At 60.0% G+C, this 24,752-nt stretch carries 20 protein-coding genes; 1 reads left to right on the forward strand and 19 read right to left on the reverse strand.

The annotated features are described in order from the left end of the window. Positions 1-13: 13 nt before the first annotated feature. The 8 genes from istA to CENROD_RS08910 form a co-directional block, all read right to left on the reverse strand. Positions 14-1,555 (reverse strand): IS21 family transposase, encoded by a 1,542-nt coding sequence (gene istA, locus CENROD_RS08870; RefSeq protein WP_022771022.1) that lies wholly within the window; start codon positions 1,553-1,555, stop codon positions 14-16. A 111-nt stretch (positions 1,556-1,666) separates the two neighbouring features. After that, positions 1,667-1,888 (reverse strand): hypothetical protein, encoded by a 222-nt coding sequence (locus tag CENROD_RS08875; RefSeq protein ID WP_041193460.1) that lies wholly within the window; start codon positions 1,886-1,888, stop codon positions 1,667-1,669. Between the two features lie 139 nt (positions 1,889-2,027). Further along, entirely contained in the window at positions 2,028-3,623 is a 1,596-nt protein-coding gene (locus CENROD_RS08880; RefSeq protein WP_022774827.1) for a YfjI family protein, read from the reverse strand. Continuing rightward, a complete protein-coding gene (locus tag CENROD_RS08885; protein ID WP_041193461.1) occupies positions 3,620-4,765 on the reverse strand; it encodes a toprim domain-containing protein in 1,146 nt (381 codons plus the stop codon). Before CENROD_RS08885 ends, CENROD_RS08880 begins: the two co-directional genes overlap by 4 nt. Positions 4,766-4,881: 116 nt before the next feature. Then, positions 4,882-5,124: a helix-turn-helix transcriptional regulator gene (locus CENROD_RS13935; protein ID WP_022774837.1), complete on the reverse strand. Its 243-nt coding sequence runs from the start codon at positions 5,122-5,124 to the stop codon at positions 4,882-4,884. 287 nt (positions 5,125-5,411) lie between these two features. Then, positions 5,412-5,780, reverse strand: a complete 369-nt coding sequence (locus CENROD_RS13630) for a hypothetical protein (RefSeq protein WP_022774841.1) — start codon at positions 5,778-5,780, stop codon at positions 5,412-5,414. A gap of 738 nt (positions 5,781-6,518) precedes the next feature. Then, complete coding sequence (locus tag CENROD_RS08900) at positions 6,519-6,716, reverse strand: hypothetical protein (protein WP_022774848.1); 198 nt, start codon at positions 6,714-6,716, stop codon at positions 6,519-6,521. A gap of 332 nt (positions 6,717-7,048) precedes the next feature. Beyond that, on the reverse strand, positions 7,049-8,305 hold the full coding sequence (locus CENROD_RS08910; RefSeq protein ID WP_022774852.1) for a tyrosine-type recombinase/integrase: 1,257 nt from the start codon (positions 8,303-8,305) through the stop codon (positions 7,049-7,051). Positions 8,306-8,474: 169 nt separating this feature from the next. Between CENROD_RS08910 and CENROD_RS14585 the strand changes: the two genes are divergently transcribed. Further along, a complete protein-coding gene (locus CENROD_RS14585; protein ID WP_022774855.1) occupies positions 8,475-8,837 on the forward strand; it encodes a group II intron maturase-specific domain-containing protein in 363 nt (120 codons plus the stop codon). A 68-nt stretch (positions 8,838-8,905) separates the two neighbouring features. On the opposite strand, the gene CENROD_RS08920 is transcribed toward CENROD_RS14585, so the two are convergent. The 11 genes from CENROD_RS08920 to CENROD_RS08970 form a co-directional block, all read right to left on the reverse strand. After that, positions 8,906-9,832, reverse strand: a complete 927-nt coding sequence (locus CENROD_RS08920) for a restriction endonuclease (protein WP_022774859.1) — start codon at positions 9,830-9,832, stop codon at positions 8,906-8,908. 108 nt (positions 9,833-9,940) lie between these two features. Continuing rightward, entirely contained in the window at positions 9,941-10,843 is a 903-nt protein-coding gene (locus CENROD_RS08925; protein WP_081699862.1) for a M48 family metallopeptidase, read from the reverse strand. Further along, positions 10,831-13,203 carry a GspE/PulE family protein gene (locus CENROD_RS08930; protein WP_022774866.1) on the reverse strand — a complete coding sequence of 791 codons (2,373 nt, stop codon included), beginning with the start codon at positions 13,201-13,203 and terminating at the stop codon, positions 10,831-10,833. Before CENROD_RS08930 ends, CENROD_RS08925 begins: the two co-directional genes overlap by 13 nt. A 2-nt stretch (positions 13,204-13,205) precedes the next feature. Further along, positions 13,206-15,428 carry a CHASE2 domain-containing protein gene (locus CENROD_RS08935; protein WP_041193469.1) on the reverse strand — a complete coding sequence of 741 codons (2,223 nt, stop codon included), beginning with the start codon at positions 15,426-15,428 and terminating at the stop codon, positions 13,206-13,208. 51 nt (positions 15,429-15,479) lie between these two features. Next, the gene (locus CENROD_RS08940) at positions 15,480-16,136 is read right to left on the reverse strand and encodes an FHA domain-containing protein (RefSeq protein ID WP_022774874.1); all 657 of its coding nucleotides are present in this window, start codon (positions 16,134-16,136) and stop codon (positions 15,480-15,482) included. Between the two features lie 40 nt (positions 16,137-16,176). After that, entirely contained in the window at positions 16,177-16,977 is an 801-nt protein-coding gene (locus CENROD_RS08945; RefSeq protein WP_022774877.1) for a Stp1/IreP family PP2C-type Ser/Thr phosphatase, read from the reverse strand. A 10-nt stretch (positions 16,978-16,987) separates the two neighbouring features. Next, positions 16,988-19,726: a CHASE2 domain-containing serine/threonine-protein kinase gene (locus CENROD_RS08950; protein ID WP_022774880.1), complete on the reverse strand. Its 2,739-nt coding sequence runs from the start codon at positions 19,724-19,726 to the stop codon at positions 16,988-16,990. Between the two features lie 75 nt (positions 19,727-19,801). Continuing rightward, positions 19,802-21,583, reverse strand: coding sequence for a type IV pilus assembly ATPase TfpB (tfpB, locus tag CENROD_RS08955; protein WP_022774884.1), 1,782 nt, complete (start codon positions 21,581-21,583; stop codon positions 19,802-19,804). 18 nt (positions 21,584-21,601) lie between these two features. Next, on the reverse strand, positions 21,602-22,393 hold the full coding sequence (locus CENROD_RS08960; protein WP_022774888.1) for a spermidine synthase: 792 nt from the start codon (positions 22,391-22,393) through the stop codon (positions 21,602-21,604). Positions 22,394-22,411: 18 nt separating this feature from the next. Further along, positions 22,412-23,635: a PLP-dependent transferase gene (locus CENROD_RS08965; protein WP_022774892.1), complete on the reverse strand. Its 1,224-nt coding sequence runs from the start codon at positions 23,633-23,635 to the stop codon at positions 22,412-22,414. 94 nt (positions 23,636-23,729) lie between these two features. Beyond that, the gene (locus CENROD_RS08970) at positions 23,730-24,326 is read right to left on the reverse strand and encodes a hypothetical protein (RefSeq protein ID WP_022774895.1); all 597 of its coding nucleotides are present in this window, start codon (positions 24,324-24,326) and stop codon (positions 23,730-23,732) included. Positions 24,327-24,752: the final 426 nt, after the last annotated feature.

Here is a 24,752-nt window from a genome sequence, read left to right on the forward strand (position 1 = left end):
GATTCCTCCTTCATCAGTGGTAGTAATCAGGCCCACGCACATTGGCATGGCTGTGCAAGGGCGTGTCAGTTTTGGTGGGATCGACGGGCTGGCGATCGAGACCTTTGTCCAGGATCGATGCCACCGACCGGAAGCGATACGCGCCAATAGCCAGTGCCCGGGTACAGGCGGCTTCCATCCGTTCCGCGCCCACCTTGCGGGCCAAACGCATCAGGCCGAGGCAGGCGCGGTACCCTTGCTCTGAATGCTGCTTTTCCAGGAGCATGCGCTGAACCAATTCGCCAGTGGCAACGCCTACCAAAGTCCCCCAGGCGATCAACTTCCCAGGTGTCCACTCTGCATGGGCGCGGTGCGCCGCCGGCATGTGTTCGGCCACGGTCGTGTAGTTGCCTTTGCTGGTATTGCGCGCATGGCCTGCCACCCTGCGATTGCGAGCCAGGATTTCCACCATTCCTTGCGTAATGCGCAATTCGACTTCCTGCCGCGCCAGCACATGCGGTACGCTGTAGAAATGGCCCTCGAACTCGACGTGATAGTCGATATTGACACGTGCGCGTTTCCAGTCTGCCAGTTCGAATCGGGTGGTCGGCAGGGCTTTCAGGCACGCAACGTCCAGCCTCTCGAATGCTTCCCGCCGGGAACCAGGCAGTTTCTTGAATGGCCGGTCGTTCAGCACTGGCAATAGTTCACCTACGGCACTGTCCAGTTCCACCAGCGAGAAGAATTGGCGATGCCGTAGTCGCGCCAGAATCCAGCGCTCGACCACCTGAACACCCACTTCGACCTTCGCCTTGTCCTGCGGCTTCTTCGGTCGCGCAGGCAATATCACCGTTCCGTAGTGTTGGGCAAATTCGGCTGTTGCCCGGTTCAGTTCCGGCTCATAAGCGTTGGCGACTTTGACCAGCGCCTTGGGATTGTCCGGAACGATCAGTTCTGTCACGCCACCTATGAACTCGAGCGCCCTGGCCAGCCCGCCCAGCCAGTCTGCCTGCGTTTGCCCAGCCGTTGCACAAGCAAAGGTGTAGCTGGATGCGCCCAGCACGGCAACAAAGATGCTCGCCACTCTGCTCTCACCAGTGTCGGCATCGAAGATCGCAACGGTCGGGCCCGCAAAGTCGGCAAACAGCTTTTCACCTGCACGGTGAATCTGACGCATCGAGCGCTTGAGCGAACCAGCCCAAGCTCTGTAGCGGGTACAAAAAGCTGTGTACTGGTAAGCCGTTTCCCCGGCCTCTTGCTTGTACTCTTCCCACAGCAGGGTGAGAGTGACACCTTTCTTCTTCAGCTCCTGGTGGATCAGCGCATGGTCAGGCTCAACAAATGCCGACTCCCGGGCAGCCAATTGGCGATACAGCCGATGCTCCAGAGCGCCGTCATCCAGGTCGTCTGGCAATGGCCATTTCAGCCCGGCGTTCTCCGCCAGCTTCAGGTATTTCGATACCACCCCTTTCGATAGCCTCAGCGCCCGGGCAATCGCCTCCAGACTCAGGTCAGTGTCGTTTCGGTAACGCAGTACGTCTCGAATTTTTCTCATGGATAGTCTCTCTTGTGGCATCCCCGCTCGCTTTCAAAAAAAACAGCAAGGCTACTTCGGACTATCCATCACGCTCCCACTCAGCGGTCACGTTCACCGTGAAATCGCGGTCACGCTTTCGTGAAACGCCGGTCACACTTCTGCGAATTCGCGGTCACGTTCGCGTGAAATACGCACGGTCGCCCCCAGCCGTTGCGCATTGGCGCATTCCATGCAGGCTCGCCAGTGGCCCGCTTGGTCTCGATCCCGGAAAAGGCACTTATCCGCCAGTCGCTCGGCATCAAGATCACGAAGCCCGCGCCGTGCAAAAAGCTCCATGCGTGCCCAGAATTCCGATAGCTCCTGCTCATTCATGCATGGCCCGGTCGGCCATGTACAGCAGCGCTCGGTAGCGGGGGAACCCTCTTGTGAATTCCCAATAGCCCCGCCCCCCCTACCGGCAAAACCGGCAAAACAGGAAAAACCCCCTTTTGCCGGTTCTGCCGGGTGGTACCTAGTGGCTTCTAGGTTTTTCAGCCTGTCTGCCCACTGGCCCATGGCTCAAAAGTGAGGGGTGCAGGATGTATCGGTCGCTCGGTCGCCCGCCAGTCGATACGGTCTCTTGGTACAGCCAGCCGTAGTCGGTCAGCGTGTCCGCCGCTTTGCGCACTTCGTCCGAAGTGGTCAGCCCCGTCCATCCTTTTTTGGCAATTTCGCGGGGGGTGAACGTGCCGCCGATACCGTTTCGATCAACCTTGACCCTGGAAAGCAGCAGTCGCGCGCCCTCAACGTCTGGCCGTGTCGCCGCCGAATACAGCCGCTCGGCATGGGGTTTCAAGTACTCCATGGCGAAAACGATTGCGCGGTTTAGGGATAGTGCCGATACGTTTTCCGGCTCGTTGTCGATCAGCGCGAACAGCGTCGCCAGAACTGGCACAAGTTTTCGATACTTTGCAAGGTGCGAAACGAGTGAATCATGCATTTCACCGCGCCGCAATTCCTCCTCGAAGGTGGTCAGCCACTCTACGAACAGCGCTTGTGCTTCAGCGTCAAATTGCCGCTCCCAGGGGGTGCCGTCGGCTTGTGCTCGTAGCTTGGCCAGCCGCTCGAAAACCGCTTGGGAATCTTGCATTGCTGCCATGCCCGGTTCACGGTCGATGTACTGGAACGATGTAGACGTGTCCGGCCAAACTGCCAGCCCGAATCGCTGCAATAGCCCGTCGTCGCCCCCACTGCCGCGAACAGCATCCCGGATGTATGACTGAAGTCGGCCCGGTTGGATGCCGCCCAGCAGCGATAGGCACAGCTTCGGTATGTGGGTCTTGCCTCGGCCTATCCTATCGAATGTGTAGCTACCCATGCCGTTGAAGGATTGCAGATAAAACGTCCGCGCCCCCTCATACCCCTGGCGGTCGAACGATGCCAGTAGCCCGGCCAATTCGTCCCGTTGCAGCAGCACTCCATGGCCATCCTCGGAACCTTCGGCGAGTAGTTCGCCCAGCTTTTCCACAGTGGGATCGCAAAGAATGAAGCGCCGTTGTCGCGGTTCTGTGCCGGTGGTTTCATCACGCTGTGCCAAAAGCTCCCGTGCTTTTGCAAGGTCGGTCTGTGCAGCTTTCCGGGCGAGTTTCCGGGCGAGTCTTTCCCGCTCCTCCGCCGCCAGCTTCGATACCTTGGCATCAATCTCCCACTCATTCAACGTGGCATGGAATTCCCTCTCTTCAGCGCTTGCAATGGCCTTCAGTGGGCGCAATGCCTCATCGACGCATGGGGTCTTCATCGTGCCCGGTCGGCCTACTACCAGTCCCCAAAGGTTGCACGCCTCGCGCCACGAATCCAGCCGCTTCGGTCGAATGACTACACGCGCCCCAACAAGGCTAGATGCCGCAGTCAGTGCAGCCGCCGCAACGTAGTCCGGGGGGGATTGCATACGGTCGGCGATGTCCTCAATCCATGGTCGAATCGCTGAAGGAAGCGCCTTGAATGGCAGTGGTGGAACCGGTGGCAGTCCGCTTGGTAACGGTGTCGGCTCGTCGGGGGTGGCTTGCAGTGAGGGGATCGCGTCCTCGTCCGGCCATGGTTCCCAAATTGGGGGTGCGTCGTGGCTCATGCAGCGGCCCTCCCTTCATGCCCAGCAATGGCCCGCCGAATGGCTTCCACGGCCCCTAGTGCCCAAAGGTCGGCAAAGTCCCCGTGGGGGTGCGATTCGCCGTCGCCGAAGGAAGGAACTGCCAGCCTCGCGCCCGTTGCATGTGCAGCGTCCACAGCCGATTGGTGCGGCCTTGTGCCGGTCTTGTCAAGGTCAGCAAGGATCACGAAGCCAGCCCGTGGCCAGCGCCCACGCGCTCGATCAACGACGGCCCGTAGGTTCGTGCAGGACAGTGCCGCAAGCGCCGGGTGGCCCGTGGCAAGGCTCGCGGCCAGTGCAGTGGCCCAGCCCTCAGCAACAAGGATCGTGGCCCCCGCGCCGTCGTTGTCAGGCAGGGGGTGTGCCTTGCACAGGATGTACGAACCATGCAGCGTGCCCGCCCCTCGAAGGAAAACCTTCTGCCCGCCCTCGTCGATCAGCTCGACGTTCGTCAGCCCGCTCGAACCGTCAGGCAATGCGCCCGCGATGGCCAGAACCAAGCAACGGCCTTGGATTTCCCCTTCAGCGCCAGCCGGTCGATACCCCAGCGCGTTGTGGATTTCCACGGCCGGCAGCTCACGCGCCTCCGTGCCTGGCAGCCTTTTCCGCACAAGGTAAGGGTGGTCGTCGATGGCTTGCTGCGCCCGGCTCCAGAGCGCTTTGGCGTGCCGGTGGGCAGTCCATCGTTCCCCGGTTGTCCGCCGTTCCTGGTCGGCCCGCTCCTGCGCAATGCGGGCTTCCTGGTCGGCTCGGAGTGCCGTGAGATCGTCGGCGGTGAGGGGGCAGTCGTCGGCGAATCCATGCTGCCTGGCGAACCAAAACAGCGTAGCCCGTCCGGTGCGCCGCATGGATTTGAAGGTGTCCCGCACGGCTCGATGGTCGTGCCTGGCGCTTTGCGCGTCCCATTCCTGCACATCGTCAAGCGTCAGCCCGTTCGCCGCCGCGCTACCGATAACGCGAACCCATTCTGGGTATTCGATTCCGTCGGGGGGGATGGTGTGCAATGCCGAACGTGCCCGCTCGATCTCGCTGGGTGAGTGAGTAGCCCACAGTGCGGACATTGCCCGCGCCGTTTCGCTGAAGGGGGGGATGGACGGTTCACGCCCAAAATGTGTCGCTCTCATATCCTGCTCCTGAAAATTGAAGCAGGGGTGCCATAAAATGCACTCGCTGCTTTTCTACGTCGAATCGCACAATTTCCCTCGATGTCGCTGTCACGGCCTCGAGGGTTTTTTTTTGCCTACTTCGCATTGCGAACTCCTTTATTTGGGGTGGGGGTGGTGGTGGTGCTGGCCGTCGGTGCGGGGCCTTCGCGACGGTTCTCCAGCCATGCGTGAACCTCGCCACGCCGCCAGCCTCGAATGCCCTTGCTCAGGCGGAACGCCGATGGGAAGCCCGGCTCCTGCGCCAGCCGGTACGCGGATGCTCTGCTCAGGCGCAATTCGGCTGCAAGCTCCTTGGGTCGTAGTAATGTCATGTCCATGTCGTTGATCTCCTTGGGAAAAGTTGATACATGCCACAACGGAACCGGTTCGATAAATGCTCCGTGGGCACCGTGAATCATTCCGTCACGACATGGTTTCAGATAGGGAACATCGCCCCTTTTTGGCGCAAAAACCGCTCTAGATAGCCCCTGCACGGTGGTGATTCGTGGTGAAACTGCGTCAATGCGCCAGTGCCGTGCCCGGCCCGCGTACCGGCTCCGCGCCCCCCTCCTTCCCTCTTCTTCGTGGGGATTGCAAGGGGTGGCGTGCCGGTACATGGGTGGATTCACGCCGCCGCTTTTGCCGCCGGTGCCTGATTCGTTGCTTCTTCCAAGTGCTCCAGCATCGCCTTTAGCTGCAATGCATTGCGATAAAAAATGTCACCAAACCTGCTGGGTAACTTATCTTCATCGGATAAATGCGCCTTTGCCCGTTTGCTTGATTCTTCATCTTGCAATTCCAGTGCCAAAGTAAGCATTTCGCCAGCTTGTTCACAACACCAACAAACCTTGGAATGAATCGAAGCGTTTTTGTTCAGGATAATCGGCGGTTCGTCACCATACGAATCATAAAACCCAGAGAATCTATCATCATGCTTTTCTTTCTCAACAATTGAAGTTGAATCATTTACAGAATACTTCGATGCCTCTTCCATGATAAAAACCTTTTCGCTGAAGGGGGATATTCCCTGATTCCACTATTCCCCGTTTATAGTGGGGGGTTACTTGCCAAAATTACTAGGGGGGTGTGCTCGGTTTTGAGCATACCCATTGCCTTTGCTGGAACAGTCCGCCAAATATGCATAACAGTCGAATGAATTACTCCCGCTATGTGTGAATAGGAATGCCATGCCTTCTTCCTTCAGCGCATACGGTGCCTGTACACGTCCAGCGCCCCCATGCTGGCACCGTCCCTGCCTGGTAGGGGGTGGATAGCCCCCCTCGATCCCGTCGCCTTGGTGGGGGGGGTGGGAACCGCCCCCGCCCCCGTCCCCGATATACCCATTGGAGTACCTTTTGCCGGTTTTGCCGGGTGGCACCTAGGGGGTGTACAGAAAATCATGGGGGTGCTTTGGTACCTTTTGCCGGTTTTGCCGGGTGGCACCTAGGGGGTGTACAGAAAATCATGGGGGTGCTTTGGTACCTTTTGCCGGTTTTGCCGGGTGGCACCTAGGGGGTGTACAGAAAATCATGGGGGTGCTTTGGTACCTTTTGCCGGTTTTGCCGGGTGGCACCTAGGGGGTGTGCAGAAAATCATGGGGGGGGTGACCGAAGGGTGCGCCGTAGAGTGCATCGGGGTATGGGGGTGCTCCCTACGCACTCAACGCCCCCTACGCTCCCTACGCACTCTACGGTGTAAGCTAGGCAGGACAAGGCTTTGAGGGGGTTTCGCCCTACGAAGCGTCGAACAGCTCCAGCATGGTCGAATTGATCTTGTGCCTGGCATCCTCCAGCGCCTCGGAAAGGGTCAGCAGGGGGGTGGTCAGTCGCGGGTCGTTGGTGCTGTGCAGTGCATGGATGATGGTTTCTGCAAGCTCATGTGCAGCTTCCTCGAAGTTGGCAATTGAATCAATGCTTGTATGCGTATTCATTGAAATATCTCCTTCTTACTTGGTTGAAATAGTGGTAGCACTCTCGCTACCGTACATGGCTCTACGTATCCAAAAATCCCGTAGCCCATTCCTTGCTTGCTCAATGCTTTCGAGTAAATCAAATAATACCGTTCTGGCATCTTGCTCTTTGTCCTTCCGCAATACATCATATAACGTGGTAGTAGTAGAGTGCAATGCATCCTCAATAGCAGCAAATTGATTCGTGTCCATGATATAGCCTTTCGTTGAAGAGAATAATTGGTTTATGTGGATAAAGCAGGATGTAATGGTTAGGTGGGGGTGATGGTGTATTCCCCCTTCAGCGCTACGGGTCAATCCTCGGTAAGGCAGTCAATGAATCGTGCCATGTCCTCGACCAGTGCCCGCCGCTCGTCGATCAAGGCCATGCGTGCATAGATACCTCGAATCCCGCCTATAGCGTGGCCTAGCTGTAGCTCTATCGCGTCTGGTCGGTGCTTACGCTCGTTCGCAATGGTGGCGAATGTCCGCCGCAGGTCGTGGATAGTCCACGGTTCTCCATCGCCTTGCAATTCCTTGGAATAATTGTTTAGCCATGCATGACTTACATGCCCGCTTTTCACTTCTCCGGGAAATACATACTGTGAACCATTGGAAAGCTCATATAGCTCTTTCAACCATTCCACTACCTTGCCAGTAATGGGAATGATTCTTTCTTGATTGGTTTTTGTACGTGCAGCAGGAATTGTCCAGATAGGGTTATCGCTGGATAGGTCAAACTCATTCCACGCTGAAGAGAGTAACTCATCCTTTCGGCATCCAAAGGAAAGCAATAGGCGCAATGCCAGTGCCGCGCTTCGTGGTGGTAATTCGTCAGCCTGGCGCAATACCTCCTCGATCTCGGTAATGCTCAGATACCTATCCCGCGCAATTGCTGGCGGTAGTGGTTCCAGTGCCACAGTTGGATCACTCTTCAGCGCTTCAGTCTGCAATTGGTAACGGAAAAATTGCTTCATCAATTGATCGATTCGCCTTGCTGCGGAAATACCGCCGCGAATCTTTGCGCCCGCTATAACCTCCCGAAGGTGGATTGATCGAACGTCGATCAGCGGTAGGTCGCCGATGGCCGGGATTACGTGCCGCGCAATTGCTGCTTCTTCAGCAACGGTGCTCGCTCTTGTTTCGGACAAAACCCCGTCAATCCACGCTTGAACAGCCTCAGCAACGGAACTAGACTTCTTCCGATTGAAAAGCGCCCAAGATGCCGGGAACCACTTTTTTAGGTACTCGGTCGCTGCATCAATCGATTCCTGCGAACGATCAAGCGGTGGCCCGTCGGCCTTGATCTTGGCTGGCGAAAGGTGAAACTTCGTTACAAGCGTTTTGCTATCTGCCAGCCATCTCCGTGCCTCGGCCAGCCCGAAGGTCGGGTATTCGCCCAGGATGCACTTTTCCTGCACCGTTGCGCCACGAAGCCGATAGCGGTGGCTCCAGCTCTTTGCGCCGGTCGTCGATACCGTCAGGATCAACCCTTGTCCGTCAGACAAGCAGTAGGCACGGGTTTGCGCCTTGAGTTGCCGAATCTGAACATCACTTAGTTTCTGTGCCATGCTCCTACCGAACCTTCCTCCATGGTTGCGATGGGAACATTGTCCACTAGATGTAGTGGCTACTCCTGAAACTGCATGAATCGCTAAATCGTTGATTTACCGTGATGGTGCTTTTTTGGGTGGCACCGTATGGGTGCCCCTGATACCCCGTGAACCACTAAATTACATAATGGGGCAATACCTACGGGGATGGACGGGTTACTTTGGCATCAGCCAGTATTACCGCCCGGTACCCGAACTGGACGAGTGGATCAGAAGGCGCATCCGAATGTGCTACTGGAAACAGTGGCGATGGGCGCGCACGAAGATCAAGAACTTACTGGCTTTGGGCGTAAGCCTGAAATCGGCAATTCAGCACGGAGTCAGCAGCAAGAGCTATTGGCAGATGTCCAGAACCCCGGTAATCAATCAGGCGATATCCAATGCGTGGCTAGAGGAGCAAGGTTTGCTGAGTGTGAAAGACCTGTGGTGCAAGGCACAGGGGTACACGGGTAGGAAGCGAAAGACTTTGTCGAGCGAGCCGACTTGTTGAACCGCCCACTGCGGACCCGCACGGTGGGTGGTGTGGGGGGCGACGGTTAGAAGCCGTTGCCTACCCGATTAGAGACCAACTTCGCCCTCCTCGAAGTAGTCGGAGTCGATGCGCTTGACGATGTATGAAGCGGAGACCGAAACCCCAACGTCGAAGTCCATCATGAGGTTTGCAAGAAGCTGTCCGTCAATGAGAACGACTTTGGTGTCAATGCGGGATGCGTAGTCAATTGCCTCGGCAGTATAGGACGAGGTGGTTATGAAAACGCCCTTCTTTGCGCGCTGACCTTGCAGCGCGCCGACGAATTTCTGAATTTCTGGGCGACCGACTGAACCTTGCCATCTCTTCGCTTGAATGTAGATGGTGTCCAAACCAAGACGGTCTTCCTTGATGATTCCGTCAATGCCTCCGTCGCCACTTTGCCCGATACGCTCACCAGCATCGCGGCGAGAGCCGCCGTAGCCCATCTTGACTAGAAGCTCGACGACAAGCCGCTCGAAGAAGGTAGGAGAACACGAGAGGATGCGACTAAGAATGTCTTGAGCAAGGCTGAGCCGAAGACTCTGGTGAGCAAGTTCAAGCGCTTCCTCTGGGGTTTGTTCCGTTGCGATAGCAACGGATTCCGTTGTTGTTGTTTCTCGATTGTTCCGTGAAGCATCGCGGAATTCGATGAACTCGGGAAAGCGTTCAAGAAACTTGATGTCAATTCTTGCGGGGTTGTCGCCAAGAATCTGCTTTCCACGGGCGGTAATACGTAGCGCCCCTCTACGTGGTGACTCCAAGAGTCCCGCTTTTTTGAGATAGGAATTGGCCCAGCCAACCCGGTTGTTGAAAATCGCCTGCTGGCCGCTCGCCAGGAGTTCATTGCGTTCCGCCGGAGTAAGTTGAAACTCAGTGGCGAGAACTTCAACGGCTTCGCGCGTGGTGTGGTCGATTCCGTCGGCGGCAAACCGAAGCAACGGGAGCATCAGCGTTTGATAGTCAGGAATGGGCATAGTGTTCCCGCGTGGGTTGTTGGTCTCTAACGATAGGCTTCAAGCATAGGCGAGCGCTGATCGCGACTTCCGTCGCTTCTACAGGGGATTCCTGCAAGGGATGGATGCCTATGGCCGCCCTGTTGCCGACGATGCGGGGCGGTACAGCGGCAGCACCTTGGGCAGGCTGGCGCGGATGTCGCCGATGCGGGCATCGTTGCTGGGGTGCGTGGACAGCCACTGCGGCGGCGCCCCTTTGCTGGCCGCAGCCATTTTTTGCCATAGGGAAATGCCTGCGCGTGGGTCGAACCCGGCGCGGGCAGCCAGTTCCATCCCCACCAGGTCTGCCTCGGACTCGTCGCTGCGGCTGAATTGCAGCGTCAACAGCTTCGCGCCGAGGTTGGTCAACTCGCGCCCCAGATCTCCCAGCCCCAGCACCTGCCCGAGCAAGCTGACCCCCAGACTGGTGGCCGTGGACTTGCCTAGCCGCTCGCGGGCATGTTCGCGCAGCGCATGCGCCATTTCGTGGCCCATCACCGTTGCGGTTTCGTCGTCGCTGAGCCGCAAGGTGTCGAGGATCGCGCTGAAAAAGACGATCTTGCCCCCTGGCATACAGAAAGCGTTGATTTCCTTGCTTTGGATCAGGTGAACTTCCCACTTCCAGTCCTTGGCGCGAGGGTTCCAGCCGACGGTATGCCGCAGAAAACTCCCCGCAATGGAGCGTAAGCGGCGCACGGAGGGATGCTCCGCAGGCGCCAGCTTTTTGGCCGCAGCAGCCTGCTGGAGCATTTGCCGGTACTGCAAGGCGGCGACCTTCTCGATTTGTTCTGCGGGGATCAACCGCGCAAACATCGAGGTTTGCCCCACATCAATGCCCTCGCGACCGAGGACGATGCCTGAAGCCGACAGCAGGGGAGCCAGCGCCAGCGCACGCAGCATGGACCTGCGCGCGCAGCAGGGGCAGCCAGGGGAGGGGGCGAGGTCGATCACCCTATCGCGTTGATCTGGTGGAGAAAAATCTACTTGATGCATACCGAGCGAACCATCTTGATGTCTGTCAGCCCCATAAGAATTTTTTCCATGCCGTCCATCTTGAGGGTGCGCATCCCCCCTTCGACGGCTGCGGCAAAAATTTCGGCCACCCGGGCGCGTTCCTGGATCAGGCGCTTGATGAGGTCATCGGCAATCAACAGCTCGTGCAACCCCACCCGGCCTTTGTAGCCCGTGTTATTGCACTTGGGGCATCCCACATGCCGGTACAGCTTGAGTTCCCCGTTGTCCCCGTACACCTGCCTCCAGCTTTCGATGAGCTTGGCGAGTTCGCCCTCGTAGTCGGCTTTCCATGCGCTGGAATGGCGCAGCTCTTCGGAGTACTCGACGGCAAAGAGCCGTAGTTCGTCTGCGTCGGGCACGTAGGCTTCCTTGCAGGCGCATAGCCGTTTGGCCAGCCGCTGCGCCAGAATGCCCAGCAGGGCATCGGCGAAGTTGAAGGGATCCATGCCCATGTCGAGCAAGCGGGTGATCGATTCCGGCGCGGAATTCGTGTGCAGGGTCGAGAACACCAAGTGCCCGGTCAGCGAGGCTTCCACGCCCATCGAAACGGTTTCCTTGTCCCGCGATTCGCCGACCATGATGACGTCCGGGTCAGCCCGCAGGAAGGCGCGCATCACCAGCGCAAAGTCGATCCCAGCCTTTTTGTTGATCTGCACCTGCCGCAGGCCCCTTTGCGTGATTTCGACGGGGTCTTCGGCAGTCCAGATTTTGTTGTCCGGGGTGTTGATGTGTTTGAGGATCGAGTGCAGGGTCGTCGTCTTGCCTGAACCCGTCGGCCCGCAGACGTAAAACAGTCCATAGGGTTTCTCGATAGTCTGGACGACGCGGGCCTTGTTGTGCGGAGTCAGGCCCAGCTTGTCGAGCGGAATCGGCTCGCCGGCAGCCAAGATCCGCATCACCACGTCTTCCACCCCGCCTGCGGAAGGGATCGTCGCTACCCGCAGCTCAATGTCGAGTGGGCCGTATTTCTTGAATTTGATCTTGCCGTCCTGGGGCTTGCGCCGCTCGGAGATGTCGAGATCGCACATGATCTTCAGCCGCGTGACCATGGCTTGGCGGAAATGGGAGGGCACCTCGATATACGGTTGCAGCGAGCCGTCGATACGGAAACGGATGCCCGTCTTGAGCTTGCCGGGCATCGGTTCGATGTGGATGTCCGACACCCCCATCGAATAGGCATCAATGATGATTTTGTTGACGAACTTGACCAGCTCGTTGTCCGCAGCAGCGGATTCGAGCGCGTCCTCGCTCGTTCCGTCGTCCATGGGCGCGCCGTCCATGTCCGCGAGCAGGTCGTCGATGCTGCCGGTCGTTGCCTCGACGCCAAAAATCTTGCCCAAGGTGTCCTTGAATTCGACGTTGGTCGTGACCCGGTACGAAAACTTGGACGAACGTGGAAAAACCTGGGGAACGATGCGCGAACTGCGCACGGCCTCTGGATCGAGGCACATCACCACCAGCCCTTCGGGCGAATCTTCGAGCGGAATCCACCCCTGTGATTCGGTGAAGTCCCGTTTGAGGCTGCCGTGCAGCATTTCTGAGCGGATGATCCCCGGGCTGAACGGCTCATACGGTACGCCAAAGAACTTGGCAAGCGACTGCCCAATTTGCGCTGGCTTGACTTGGTATTGGCTCAGTAACACCTGTTCCACCGACTGCTCCGAGGTACGCGCATCTTGCAGGCAGCGTTGCAGTTCCTCTTCGGTGATGATGCCGTTCGTAACCAAGGCGTCGTACTTGGTCAGCATCCGCCGGGGGCCTTCCTCCAGCTTGCGCATCCGCTGCCGGATGGCGGTCGCCAGCGTCTTGCACAGTTGGGTGACCCCTTCGACCTCCAGGTCGCCAAAAGGTTGGTCGCCCTTGTTGTTGATGATCTGGAGCACGCCACTGAGGGTGTCGCCTTCGACGATGGGCGCGACGAGCATCTGCTTCGTGCGGTACCCGGAGCGCTTGTCGACCTCCTTGAGGAAAGTCAGCGAGGGGTGGACTTTTTTGAGCGCTTCTTCGTCGTATACGTCGGCCAGGTTGACCAAGGTGCGGCTGCACGCGACGTAGCCCGCAACGCTCTGCGGCGTCATGGGGAGCTTGAGGTCGCGGCTGCTATTCAGGCCGGTCTTGATCTTCGAGATGATCGCATTGCGTTCCTCGTTGACCACGTACAGCGTCAGCCGGTCTGCATTGAAAAGTTTGCAAATGTCCGCGCTGGATTCGAGCATGATCTGCTCGACGTTGTCCGTTTCGTGGATTCGCGCCGTGACATGCTGGAGCTGTTTGTAGAACAGCGCCTCGAAGGTCATCCCGGTGCGGTCGGACGTCGAAGGTTTGGTGGGCGTGTTCATGCTTATTTGGTGTCAAAGTTCGTGACCCCATCCCAGGAAAAGTCGAAGCCCAACGCACTGCGCTGGGCAACGCGGTCGGCGTACAGCGCGATCAGCACGGCATCCCGCTGCGTGGGTTGCATGGATGCGAGCAGCGTGGTGCAGGCTTTCCAGTCCTGACGACGGTAGCGGTCGAGAAAATTCCGCCAGGTTTCGATCCTGTCGCCGTCGGCTTGCGTCAGTAGGGATGCTTCACACACGGGGGTGAAGATGGCGATGGCCTGCGCCTTGCCCTTGACGCGCACCAAGTCGAGTTCCTGCCATGCGTAGTTGCTGCCAAGCAGGCGCGTGGATTCGCTGACGACGATGCTGACGCCGTAGATCTTCGACAACCCTTCGAGTCGTGACCCCAGGTTGACTGCGTCGCCAATCACGGTGTAGCTGCGCCGGATGTTCGACCCCATGTCTCCCACGTACATCTGCCCGGTGTTGAGTCCGATTCCCACCCCGATTTCGGTGTGGATCCCTTCTGGCGATGCCTGTCGCTGGCGTTCGTTGATCAGCCCCAGGGCCTGCACCATCTGTATCGCTGTTTTGACAGCAAGCTGTGCATGCAAGGGAGACGGCACGGGCGCGCCCCAAAACGCCATGATGCAGTCGCCCATGTACTTGTCCACCGTTCCCCGATTGGCTCCGATCAGGTTCGTCAGCTCGGTGAAGATGCCGTTGAGAAACCGTTGGAGCGCCAGGGGGTCCAACCTTTCCGCCAGGGTGGTAAAGCCACGCATGTCACAGAACATCACCGTCAGTTCCTCGTTGCGCGCACGCATGGAGTAGTTGTCGGGGTCTTGCACCATCTCGCGAACCAGTTCGCGAGGTACGTAGGTGCCAAAAAGCTCGACAAGCTCTCGCCGCGAACGGCTGGCGACCAGATAGCCATACCCCATGTTCAGGATGAAGATCGACAGCACCATGGTCAGCGGCGCAGCCGAGTCGATGATCCACCCGTGCCACAGAAACAGGGCGGTGTGCAATATGACAAGCGTGAGGGCAGTCAATACGCACACTGCGACGGCAACCGGCGCACGCATCCTCGGCAGTGCCCACGCCAACCCCAGTCCGACGAAGAGCATCAGCAGTACGTCGTAGGTTTGCATGTGCATGGGGCGACGCAAAAAGCGCTGATCGAGCAGGCCCGACAACATGCTGGCCTGCACCTCGACCCCAGGGTACACCGCAGCAACGGGCGTTGCGCGCAAGTCGACGATCCCTGGCGCGGAGGTGCCTACCAGCACGATCTTGCCCTGCAAATGCTTCGGCGACATGGCGCCAGCCAACACATCGGCTGCGGACACATACTCGAACGTGCCGCCCCGAGCGCCCCCTTTGCCACGGAACGGGATGGCCATGGTGCCGCGTTCGTCCAAGGGCAAGCGCACGGTTCCGGTCTCCCACGTCAGCGTCGCGCCGGGTTCTGCGTCGAGGTGGATCGCAGGCATGCCGGTGACGAGCCGGTACAGGGACAAGGGCAGCGATTCGTACACCCGGCCTTCGTACCACGTCAACATCGGCAGCGACCGCACCACGCCATCGCGGTCGGTGATCGAGTTGAAAAAGCCCCCCAACGGCGCAGCCTGCGCCAGCGTTGCGATGCTGGCGCCGTACCCGCGCCAGGCAGGGTTGGCCCGCAAGGCGGGTGGCTTGGTCGCGCTGTGAACCACAGGAGCAGGAAGTACTCCGCTGGGACGGGCATCTGGCTCGCCGGAGAAGTAGTAGCCCAGCACGACAGGGCAGCGATGCAGCGCCTGGGCAAAGAGTCCGTCGTAATCCAGCTCGGGCGCCAGGCGTGCCACGTGCCGGGCCAAGTCGGGATTGGCAGCCCCTTCCCGCTGTGCCAGGCGACGGAGCGGCTCGATTCCAGAACTCTGGTCAGGCTCGGCAAAGACGACATCGAAGCCGATGGCCGCCACCTGCTGAGCGCACAGCACGCCGGTGAGTTGCGCCATTTTGTTGCGCGACCACGGCCAGCGCCCGATCTGGGAAAGGCTTTTTTCGTCGATGTCCACGATGACGATTCGGGGGTCACGGGTTTGCGACATGCTCCATCCCAAGCGAACGTCATAGGCCCAGGCATCCAGAATGCGCAGCACATCCCATTCGACCCAACCCAGGACATGCAGCAAAGCCAGCACGATCGGAACCATCGACAACGCAACGCGCCGCCGGTGCCGCGCAAGGGAGCGCATCAGCTACGCAGCAGCCGTGTGGATGGTGGAGCGCACCCCACGGCACGCCGCCTACGATTGGAAGAACTGCATGTGGGTTCCCGCCAGGACGATCTGATCCCCGTGTTTGAGCACCACAGGCTCACTGCCGATGGCGACCCCATTGAGGAACGGCCGGTCGTCCCCTTCGACATGGTGTACCAGGAACTGGTGGGTTCTGCGCGTGATGGCCGCAACGGCTACGCCAGGCTTGCCAAAGGTGGTCACGACCTTGGTCAAGGGCAGTTCCCGCCCAGCGGCAGCGCCGGAGATGACCTTGATCGAGCCACGCACATCCTGGGGATGCGCTTCGGGTATCGAGGGCGCCATGGGCGCGGCAGCAGGTGGGGCAGCAGCGGCATGGGGCCGCAACACCATGGTTTTCTCGAAATCTGCAGCAGGCTGGGGGTTCTCGAACTTGAGCCGGAACTTGCCGATCTCGACGACATCGTTATGCAGCAACGCCTGTTTTTTTACGACCTTGCCATTGATGTACGTTCCGTTGGTGCTGTTGAGATCTTCGAGCACCACCTGCCCCCCCACCAAGACGAACACAGCGTGTTCGCCACTGACCGCGAGGTTCTCGATCACGATATCGTTGTAGGGGCGTCGCCCAAGGGTGGTGCGTTCTTTCGTCAGATCGACTTCCTTGAGCACGGCACCATCGAGCGACAGGATGACTTTGGGCATGAATGCCTCCTAAGGATGTGTCCGAGTCCGATGCAAGGGGTCAGGAATGGTTGGCGGCTCGTCCCAGCAAACGGGAAAGCAGCCCAGGTCTTTCGGGAACCGGGTGTGCCCGGGTTAGCACGACGGTGATGTTATCGCGTCCCCCTCCCTGGGTGGCTTGGCGGATCAGCGCCTGCGCAGTGTCCTCCAGGGGCGTACCAGCGTCGAGCAATTCGGCGATCCGATCATCGTCGACCATGTCCGTCAACCCATCGGAACACATGAGGTATAGGTCGTTGGGGCAGACGGAGTGCGTGTGCAACTCGATCTGCACGTTTTCTTCGACGCCGAGTGCGCGCGTCAATAGGTTTTTCCCCGGGGCCTTGCTGGCTTCCTGCGCGGTCAGCAGCCCGGCATCCACCTGCTCTTGCAGCATCGAATGGTCTTTGGTTATTCGCAACAGCTTGTGGTCGCGCAGGCGGTAGCAGCGGGAATCCCCCACATGACCCAGAACGAGCACAGGCCCGTGGAAAACGCCGACGACGAGCGTGGTGCCCATACCGGCATATTGCGGATTGGAACTGGCCGACTGGAAGATCGACAGATTGGTTTTGAAAACACTGATCTCGATGGCCTGCGCGATCTTTTCCGGCGTGGCGGATGACCCCGTCTGCGTCATCCACCGCGCCACTTCGGACTGGATGAACGTCGTTGCCATACCGCTGGCAATTTCTCCGGCGTTGTAGCCGCCCATGCCGTCTGCAAGCACCACGACCCCTGTCGTTTCGTCGAGGAGAAAGGCATCTTCGTTGTTGGTGCGTACCAGGCCGGGGTCGGTGAGCGCATAGTGCGAATACATCATGGTGGTGCGCCTAGAGTTCGAAATCAGGTTGTACCCCTTTTGCGGCATCGGGTGTCGATGCCTGCATCGTGGACGTGTTGGCAAAGTCGGGCTGGGTGTCGTGTTGTCCAGGCGCCGTGAAGGCAGATGTTTTTTCGTTGCTGCCAGCGGGGGTGGGGTGGGCCGACTGGGGTGGCGGTGGGGCTGGCGGCGTTGGCGGGGCAGCCGGGGTAGAGGGCGAAGACGGTGTCGTCGTCCCCGGGGCGCCCATCGCCGCCTGCAATGCCTGGGCAAAAGCGTCCCCGTCCTGGTAGCGGGTGTTGGGGTCTTTGCGCATGGAGCATGCCACGACGGCGGCCAGCTCTGCCGACAACTCGGGCCGGATCGTGCGGACGTCCGATGCTTCTTCGTTGGCGATCTTGTACATCAGCTCGGACATCGACTCGCCCCGGAAGGGGAGCACGGCAGTCAGCATCTGGTAGAGCATCACCCCCAGCGAATACAAGTCTGAGCGCCCATCGACCTTCTTGCCCGACAGTTGCTCCGGCGACATGAAGCTGGGGGTGCCGAGGACAAGCCCCGTTTTGGTCTTGCTGGAGTCCGTGATCCTTGCGATGCCGAAGTCCGTGACCTTGACGGTGTCGGAGTCCAGCTCGTACATGATGTTGGCGGGCTTGATGTCGCGATGCACCACATGGGCACGGTGCGCATAGGCCAGCGCCTGCGCAACGCGGCTGACGATGGACACGACCGTGGAAACGGGGAGCAGGTTGTCCGGCTTGCAGTAGCCGGTCAAATCCTTGCCCTTGAGGAATTCCATCGCGATGTATGCGAGATCGTGCTCTTCGCCAGCGTCGAAGATCGTGACGATGTTTTGGTGCTGTAGCCGACCGGCCGTTTCGGCTTCACGGAAGAAGCGCTCGCGTGCATCGACCAATTCGCTGCCTTCGAATTCGTCGCCGAGCGCCATGGTCTTGATCGCCACGACGCGCCCGATCTTGGGGTCGCGCCCCAGGTAGACGATTCCCATCGCGCCCTTGCCCAACTCTTTTTCCACCTGGTAGCGCCCCAGCATGGGCTTTTCCACGGCGCCGCCGTCGAGCAACAGCGCACCGCCGGGGTGCGAACCCCCTCCGCCGAGCATGACCGTCTCCGAGAGGTTTTTGGCCCGGTTCAGCTTGGTTTGCAGATCCTTGTAGCCTGCATCGAAGCCAGCCATGTGTTCGTACACGGCCTGGGCTTTGTTGAACTGGCGCTTGCGCTCGAAATCCAGCGCCAGGTTGTAGAGGTTGCCCATCAGCTCCTCGCTGACCGGAACGCGGCGAAAGCGGTCGAAGGCCATGTCGAGTTGCCCTTGCCCTTGCAGAGCCAGCCCCATCATCCGGTTGGTTTCTGCGGACTCTTCGTCAGACTTGAGCTTGCCGGCTTCGGTGACGAGGAAGCGTTTGGTCGTCAGCGCCAGGTGCCCCCACAACAGCAGCGCGGCGGGGAACACCAGATCGAGCCACAGCGCCGACGCAGACAGCAGCACGAATTCACTGCCGAGCATCCCCGCAAACAGCACGGAAGTCACACCTGCGGACATCCCTGCGGACATTTTGGGCAGCAGCGCGACAAGGTAGGCGCAGACCAGTAGCCCGATCAACCAAGTCGTCCCGACCGCCCATCCAGGTTGGACGATGAAGTGTTCCTGCAGGATGCTCGACCCCACGTGCGCGATCGTTTCCGCCGGGGACAACGCGGGGCTGCCCGGCGCGGCGAACTGCGTCCCCACACCCGCTGCGGTGGCGCCGATCACGACGATCTTGCCTGCGTACTTGGATGCAGGAATCTTGCCGTTGAGCACATCGAAAAAAGAATCGACGGGGAAAGCGCCGCGCCCTGCCTGCATCGGGTAGAACTGCGGCAGCATCATCGCTGCGCCGTCGGTCGTGATCCGCAGTTTGCCGATTTGCACGGCCTCACCGGGATGGAGCTTCACGTCCGACACTTTCAGATTCAGGCTGTGGAGCGCCGCCAGCAACGCCATTGAGGGGATGGCTTTGCCGTAGTAGTTCACGAGCAGAACTTCCCGGCGCAGTGCCCCGTCCATGTCCTGCAATTGATTGAGGTGGCCGACACCGGCAGCAGCTTCCCCCAGTGCCGCCAGCGGTTCCTGGGCACGGACGGCCGGGATCGAGAAGCCCTCGAATTCCTCGATCGCGCTGCGTTGGGCAAAGGCTGGCAACTCGGTATCGGGGTTCCCACGGGGTTCGCCCAAGTCGAACAGGCTGGGCAGGAGGACATTGCCTGCCTGTGCGAGGCTCTGCGCGAGCTGGGCGTCGGTATCGAGCGCGGTTTCGGCTTCGCGAATCAGGTCGAGCAAGGGCTGGTTGGGCAGGGTGCCATCCTCCGCCGGGGGCTGCGCCGCGAGGATGCCCTTCATCGTCTGGATGTACCGCAAACCGCGATCCACCTGCGGCTCGAAGAAAAACGTCGTCAAAACGATGGTCTTGGCCTTGGCTTGCGCGAGCGTGTCGATCATCCGTGCCAAGACATCGCGAGACCAAGGCCACCTGCCGATGTTCGCAATGCTCTGGTCATCGATGGCGATGACGGCAATCTGGCCCGAAGGCTGCCGTGCAGTGCTGGTGCTGGCGTAGTCGTAGAACCGACGTTCGATCGTCCCGATGGCGTCGGTGGACAGGTGTAGCACTAGCATGGCCACGATGGCAACGACTGCAACAAAACCATCCGTGCGCCACAGGCGCGTCGATTTGCCAAGCTTCACAGGCTACCTCCTCTGCGTGGGGTGGCGGGGAGTATGCCACCGCGCAAAAAGTATTCCAGATGGCCGACGAACCCTTTACCCACCTACCCCACCCTTGTACTGCGGCGCCGGGGTGCAAGACAGTACTTCGTCCAGCACGGTCAGCCCTTCGGCCACGCGCAGCACGCCAGCGAGCCGCAGGGGGCGCATACCGTCGGCAACGGCTTGGCGTAGCAGGGCTGGGGAGTCAGGGTCGGGGCGGATCAGCGCCTGGAACGCGGGGGTGACGACGAGCAGTTCATACAAGCCCATCCTGCCGCGAAAGCCCGTCGTCCGGCAGTCCACGCAGCCTACGGGGCGGAAGGGCCGGTAATCGCCGTCGATGCGCCAGGGGTGGACAGCCTGGGAAAGCTGTTCGCGGGGAATCACCTCCCCAGGCTGCTTGCACGAGGGGCATAGCGTGCGCACCAGCCGTTGCGCAAGCACCCCTAGCAGGGTGGCTTGGATCAGGTACGGCGCGATGCCCAGTTCCATCAGCCGCGTGATGGCCGCAGGGGCATCGTTGGTGTGCAGGGTCGAGAGCACCAGATGCCCGGTGAGCGCCGCCTGCACGGCCATTTCCGCAGTGGCCTGGTCGCGAATCTCGCCAACCATGACGATGTCGGGGTCTTGGCGCATCAGCGCACGCAACCCTTCGGGAAAACCAAAGTCGAGCTGCGTCTGCACCTGCGTCTGGTTGAAGGCAGGCTCGATCATTTCGATGGGGTCTTCGACGGTGCTGACGTTCACTTCTTCCGTCGCCAGTCGCTTGAGCGTGGCGTAGAGGGTAGTCGTCTTGCCTGACCCCGTCGGGCCTGTCACCAGCAGGATGCCGTGCGGTTTGCGGACGAGGTCTTCCCAGCGCTGGGCATCGTGTACGGAAAAACCCAGCGCGTCGAGGTTCCGCACCGTGGTGTCGGGGTCGAAGATGCGCATCACCATCTTTTCGCCGAAGGCGGTCGGCAGGGTGGAAATGCGCATTTCCACTTCGTCCCCGGCGGGGTTGCGCGTCTTGATGCGTCCGTCCTGCGGGCGCCGCCGTTCGAGCACGTCTATCCGCCCCAGCAGCTTGATGCGTGCGACCATCGCGCCGAATACCCCCATCGGCAATTGGTACACGAGATGCAACACGCCGTCGATACGGAAGCGGATCACCCCCTGTTCGCGGCGGGGTTCGAGGTGGATGTCGCTGGCACGCTGGTCAAAGGCGTATTGCCACAGCCAATCGACGACCTGCACCACACCCTGGTCGTTGGCGTCGAGCTGGCGGTTGCTCTTGCCCAGCTCGACGATCTGCTCAAAGTTCGACCCCACATGGTTCCCCGTTCGCGCAGCCGACTGCACTGACTTGGCCAGCGTGTAGAACTCGACGGTGTAGCGATGGATGTCTTGCGGGTTGGCCAGCACGCGGCGCACGCTGCGGCGCGACTGGCGTTCGACTTCCGTCACCCATCCGGTCACGAAAGGCTCGGACGTGGCGACCGTCACTTCCGCCGGACCGATTTGGATCGGCAGAATCTTGTGGTGCTGCGCGTAGGCCAGCCCCATGGTTTCGGCCACCTTGCCCACGTCCACGCGCAATGGGTCGATCCGCACATAGTCGAGGCCGGAACGGCCTGCCAGCCATTGCAACAGCATGTCGACATCCAGAGGTTTGTGGTCGCTGGTGCGTTGCACCCCTACGCTCACCAGCCGCAGCAGAGGGTGTTGCGCGCTTTCCGCGTGGGCGCACCGTGCGTGGATACGCTGGGCCTGCGCTGCGTCGATGATCCCGTCCTCGCGCAGCCATTGCACCAGACGGCGCCAATCCAGCGGGCCAGAGTCGTGGGTGGCTGTCATCGTGCTGTACTCGTTCTCTCAAATCCGCCGCAGGGCACGCAGCCAGCGCCGCGCAGGCAGCCCCCAGCGTGCCTGGATGGCGCTGGCGCGGTCTTCCCCTCCCGGATGCGTAGGGGTGTACTGCGCCAGCACGACGGTGTTGCCGTAGCGGGTGGTAGGGAATTTCCAGAGCGCCGCGTTCCCAAAACTGTGGGCGATGCGCTCGATCGTGCCTTCCACGTGCGATGACTCCCCGAACACGTTGACCGCCATGCAACCCTTGGGGGACAGCATGCGGCGGCAGTGCGCGTAAAACGGTGCGTCGTCCAGCACGGGGCGGGCGGCGTCGTGGTCATAGACATCGACGTGCAAGACATCGACCATCCCCCACCACTGGGGTTGTTGTATCTCGGTGGCGGCGTCAGCCAGGACGATGCGCAGCAGCGGGTGCTCTCCGGCCAGGCCGAACCAGCGTTGGCAAGCCTGCACGACTTCGGGGTCGATTTCGATGACGGTGGCGCGCACGCCGAGCTTTTGCGTGCAAAAGCGCGTCAGGGAACCGGCCCCCAGCCCCAATTGCATGGCGTGGAGGTCTGGAACGTCCTGCGGATCGACGAAAAGCAAAACCGCCATCATTTGTTCGGTGTACTCATGCACGAGCCGGGTGGGTTTGTCGAGGTCGATCGACCCCTGGATGCAGAGCGATCCGCTCCCCAAATGCAGATGGCGAATGCGCCCTTCTTCCGTGCAGCGCACTCCAGGGCCTTTGCCTGGGCCTTTTCCAGGGCGGTACTTACGTAGCAAGGATTGCAAAGGATGGGGAAGATGCATGGGAAGGCTTTGGCAAGTTCATCGTGGCTGGAGGCATTGCCCCAAAGCACGGGACAAATCTGCCTGCAAGTCCGCCACGTCTTCGAAACCGATGGCGAAACGCACCAGGCAGCCCGAGGCCAGGTGTGGGCTGGACTGTCTGCGCTCAGGGGGCAAGTCGTAGGGCATGACCAAGCTGACTGGCCCGCCCCAGCTATAGCCAATGCGGAAATACTGCAAGGCATTGCAAAAGGCATCGACGCTGGCTTGGGGAATGTCTGCGCGGAAGACGACGGCGAATAGGCCCGCAGCACGGCCCGCACGACTCCCGTTGCCATGGCATAGCGCCAGCCAGTGCGCATGACCCGGGGAACCCGGCAAAGCGGGATGCAGTACCTGGGCGAATTCCGGCCTGCTCTGGCACCACACGGCCAGCGTGCGTGCAGCCTCGTCCTGCGCTGCGTAGCGAACGGCCAGCGTAGGCAGGCCACGCAACACGGCCTCGACATCGTTGGCGCCCACGCCCAGCCCCAGGCGCATGTGGCATAGCGACAGGCGTTCATGCAAGTCGGCATCAACCGTAATAAGGCTGCCCATCAGTATGTCGCCGCCTCCGCTGTGGTACTTGGTGAGCGCGGACAGGGCGATATCTACCCCCAGGGCGGGCGTGGTTCCGGGTAGCAAGTCGAACGGCGCGTAGGCTTGCCCCGCGCTCCAGGTGTCGTCCAAGGCGCAGCGCACCCCGGCATCAAGGCAGATGCGAACGAGCGCGGGGAGGTCGGGGAATTCCAGCGTGACGGAGCCTGCTGCCTCGATCCACACCAGCCGTGTGCTTGCACGGATGCGCTGGGCCAAGTCTTCGGGGCGCAGGGGGTCGTAAAACTGGTGGGTGATTCCCCAGCGCAGCAGTTCCTGCTGGGCAAAAGCCACTGCGGGACTGTAGGTATTCCAGGGCAGGAGCACTTCATCACCCGTTCGCAGCATTGCGAGGAACACCAAGGTGATGGCCGACAACCCGCTGGGAGTGAGCACGCAGTAGCGCCCTCCTTCGAGGGTACACAGCCGTTCTTCGAGCGTGTAGGTCGTAGGGGTGCCGTGCAGGCCATAGGTGTAGGCGCTACGGTCTTTCCAGCGGATGGAGCGCAGGGCTTCGACGCTGGAGAAAAACACCGTCGAAGCCTTATGTACCCCCGGTTGCGGCGCGGAAAAACCCGCCGGGGGTTCATAGCGATGGTGGATCAATTGGGTGCGTGGGGTGGTCATGGGCTTGGCACACTCGTATCTTCATGGCCCTCGTTGCTGCGAGGCTGCTTGATCGTATTGCCTCGTATTGCCCAGCGCATTCCCAAGCCTTGGATTACCAAGTCTTGGGAACGAACCCTGGCTGGTTCCCCACCACTACGCCCTCTCCGCTTTGGCAGAGTACATACAAACCCTGGCTTTGCGCGTACTGCTGCGCTTCTTCCCCCATCACCATCGCAGCCACGGCGCCCAGCACGCGATGGTTCGCGTACAGCGGAAAGCATTCCTTGAGGCGGCCCAATCTGGACAGGTGTTTGTCCACGTGCTCCGTGGCCAGCTTGCTTTTGCACTCCACTGCAACGAGCACGCCATCGTCAACGACGAGCAAATCGATTTCCATCCCCCCGCCACGCTTGGTGCCGTAGTTCTGGTGGACCTCATGCACTTCGATGCCTTGTTCTTGAAACAACCGCACCACCGCTGGGGCCACCATGTGCTCGACGAATTCGCCCAGCCGGTTCCCCAAATCGCCCTCTCGCCTGGAGACATCCTGCAACATGAGTTTGGTTTCCTGGAACTGCCTATCCGTTTCTTGAAACTTCCGGTCGGTTTCGCGGGACTGTTCTGCCACTTCTTGGATGATCCGGTTCGTTTCCTCGATCAGCTTCCAGATTCTTTCGACAGTGGGGTTGGATTCTTGGGTGTGGTGCATCGTGGGTTCTCCTCTGGATACATAACGCGCCTGCCCGTGTTGGGCTGCCTATACGCATCGTAGCCAAGGCGACCCGTTTGCGCAAACCCTGCGCTCGCGCCCGCAACGCCCGCACCTGCCTAGCGGAACGGTTCAACCCATCAATAAATAGGCTATGCATCGTCAAGCGAAAGACTTCGTCGAGCAAGTCGACTGGTGGAACCGCCCACTGCGGACCCGCACGATGGCTGGTGTGGGGGCTGGGAGTAAGAAACGCCTGGCTACCCGATTAGGCTTTTTGTGGCCGACCGGATTGAACCCAGATAGTCCATGAGGGTTTGCAGGGCAGATGGATGCAGTGCCAATAAAAAACCAATACATCATTTCATGTATTTATGTATTTATGTATTTATGTATTTATGTATTTATGTATTTATGTATTTCGTA

Source organism: Candidatus Symbiobacter mobilis CR (genome assembly GCF_000477435.1).
Lineage (GTDB): Bacteria > Pseudomonadota > Gammaproteobacteria > Burkholderiales > Burkholderiaceae_C > Rhodoferax > Rhodoferax mobilis.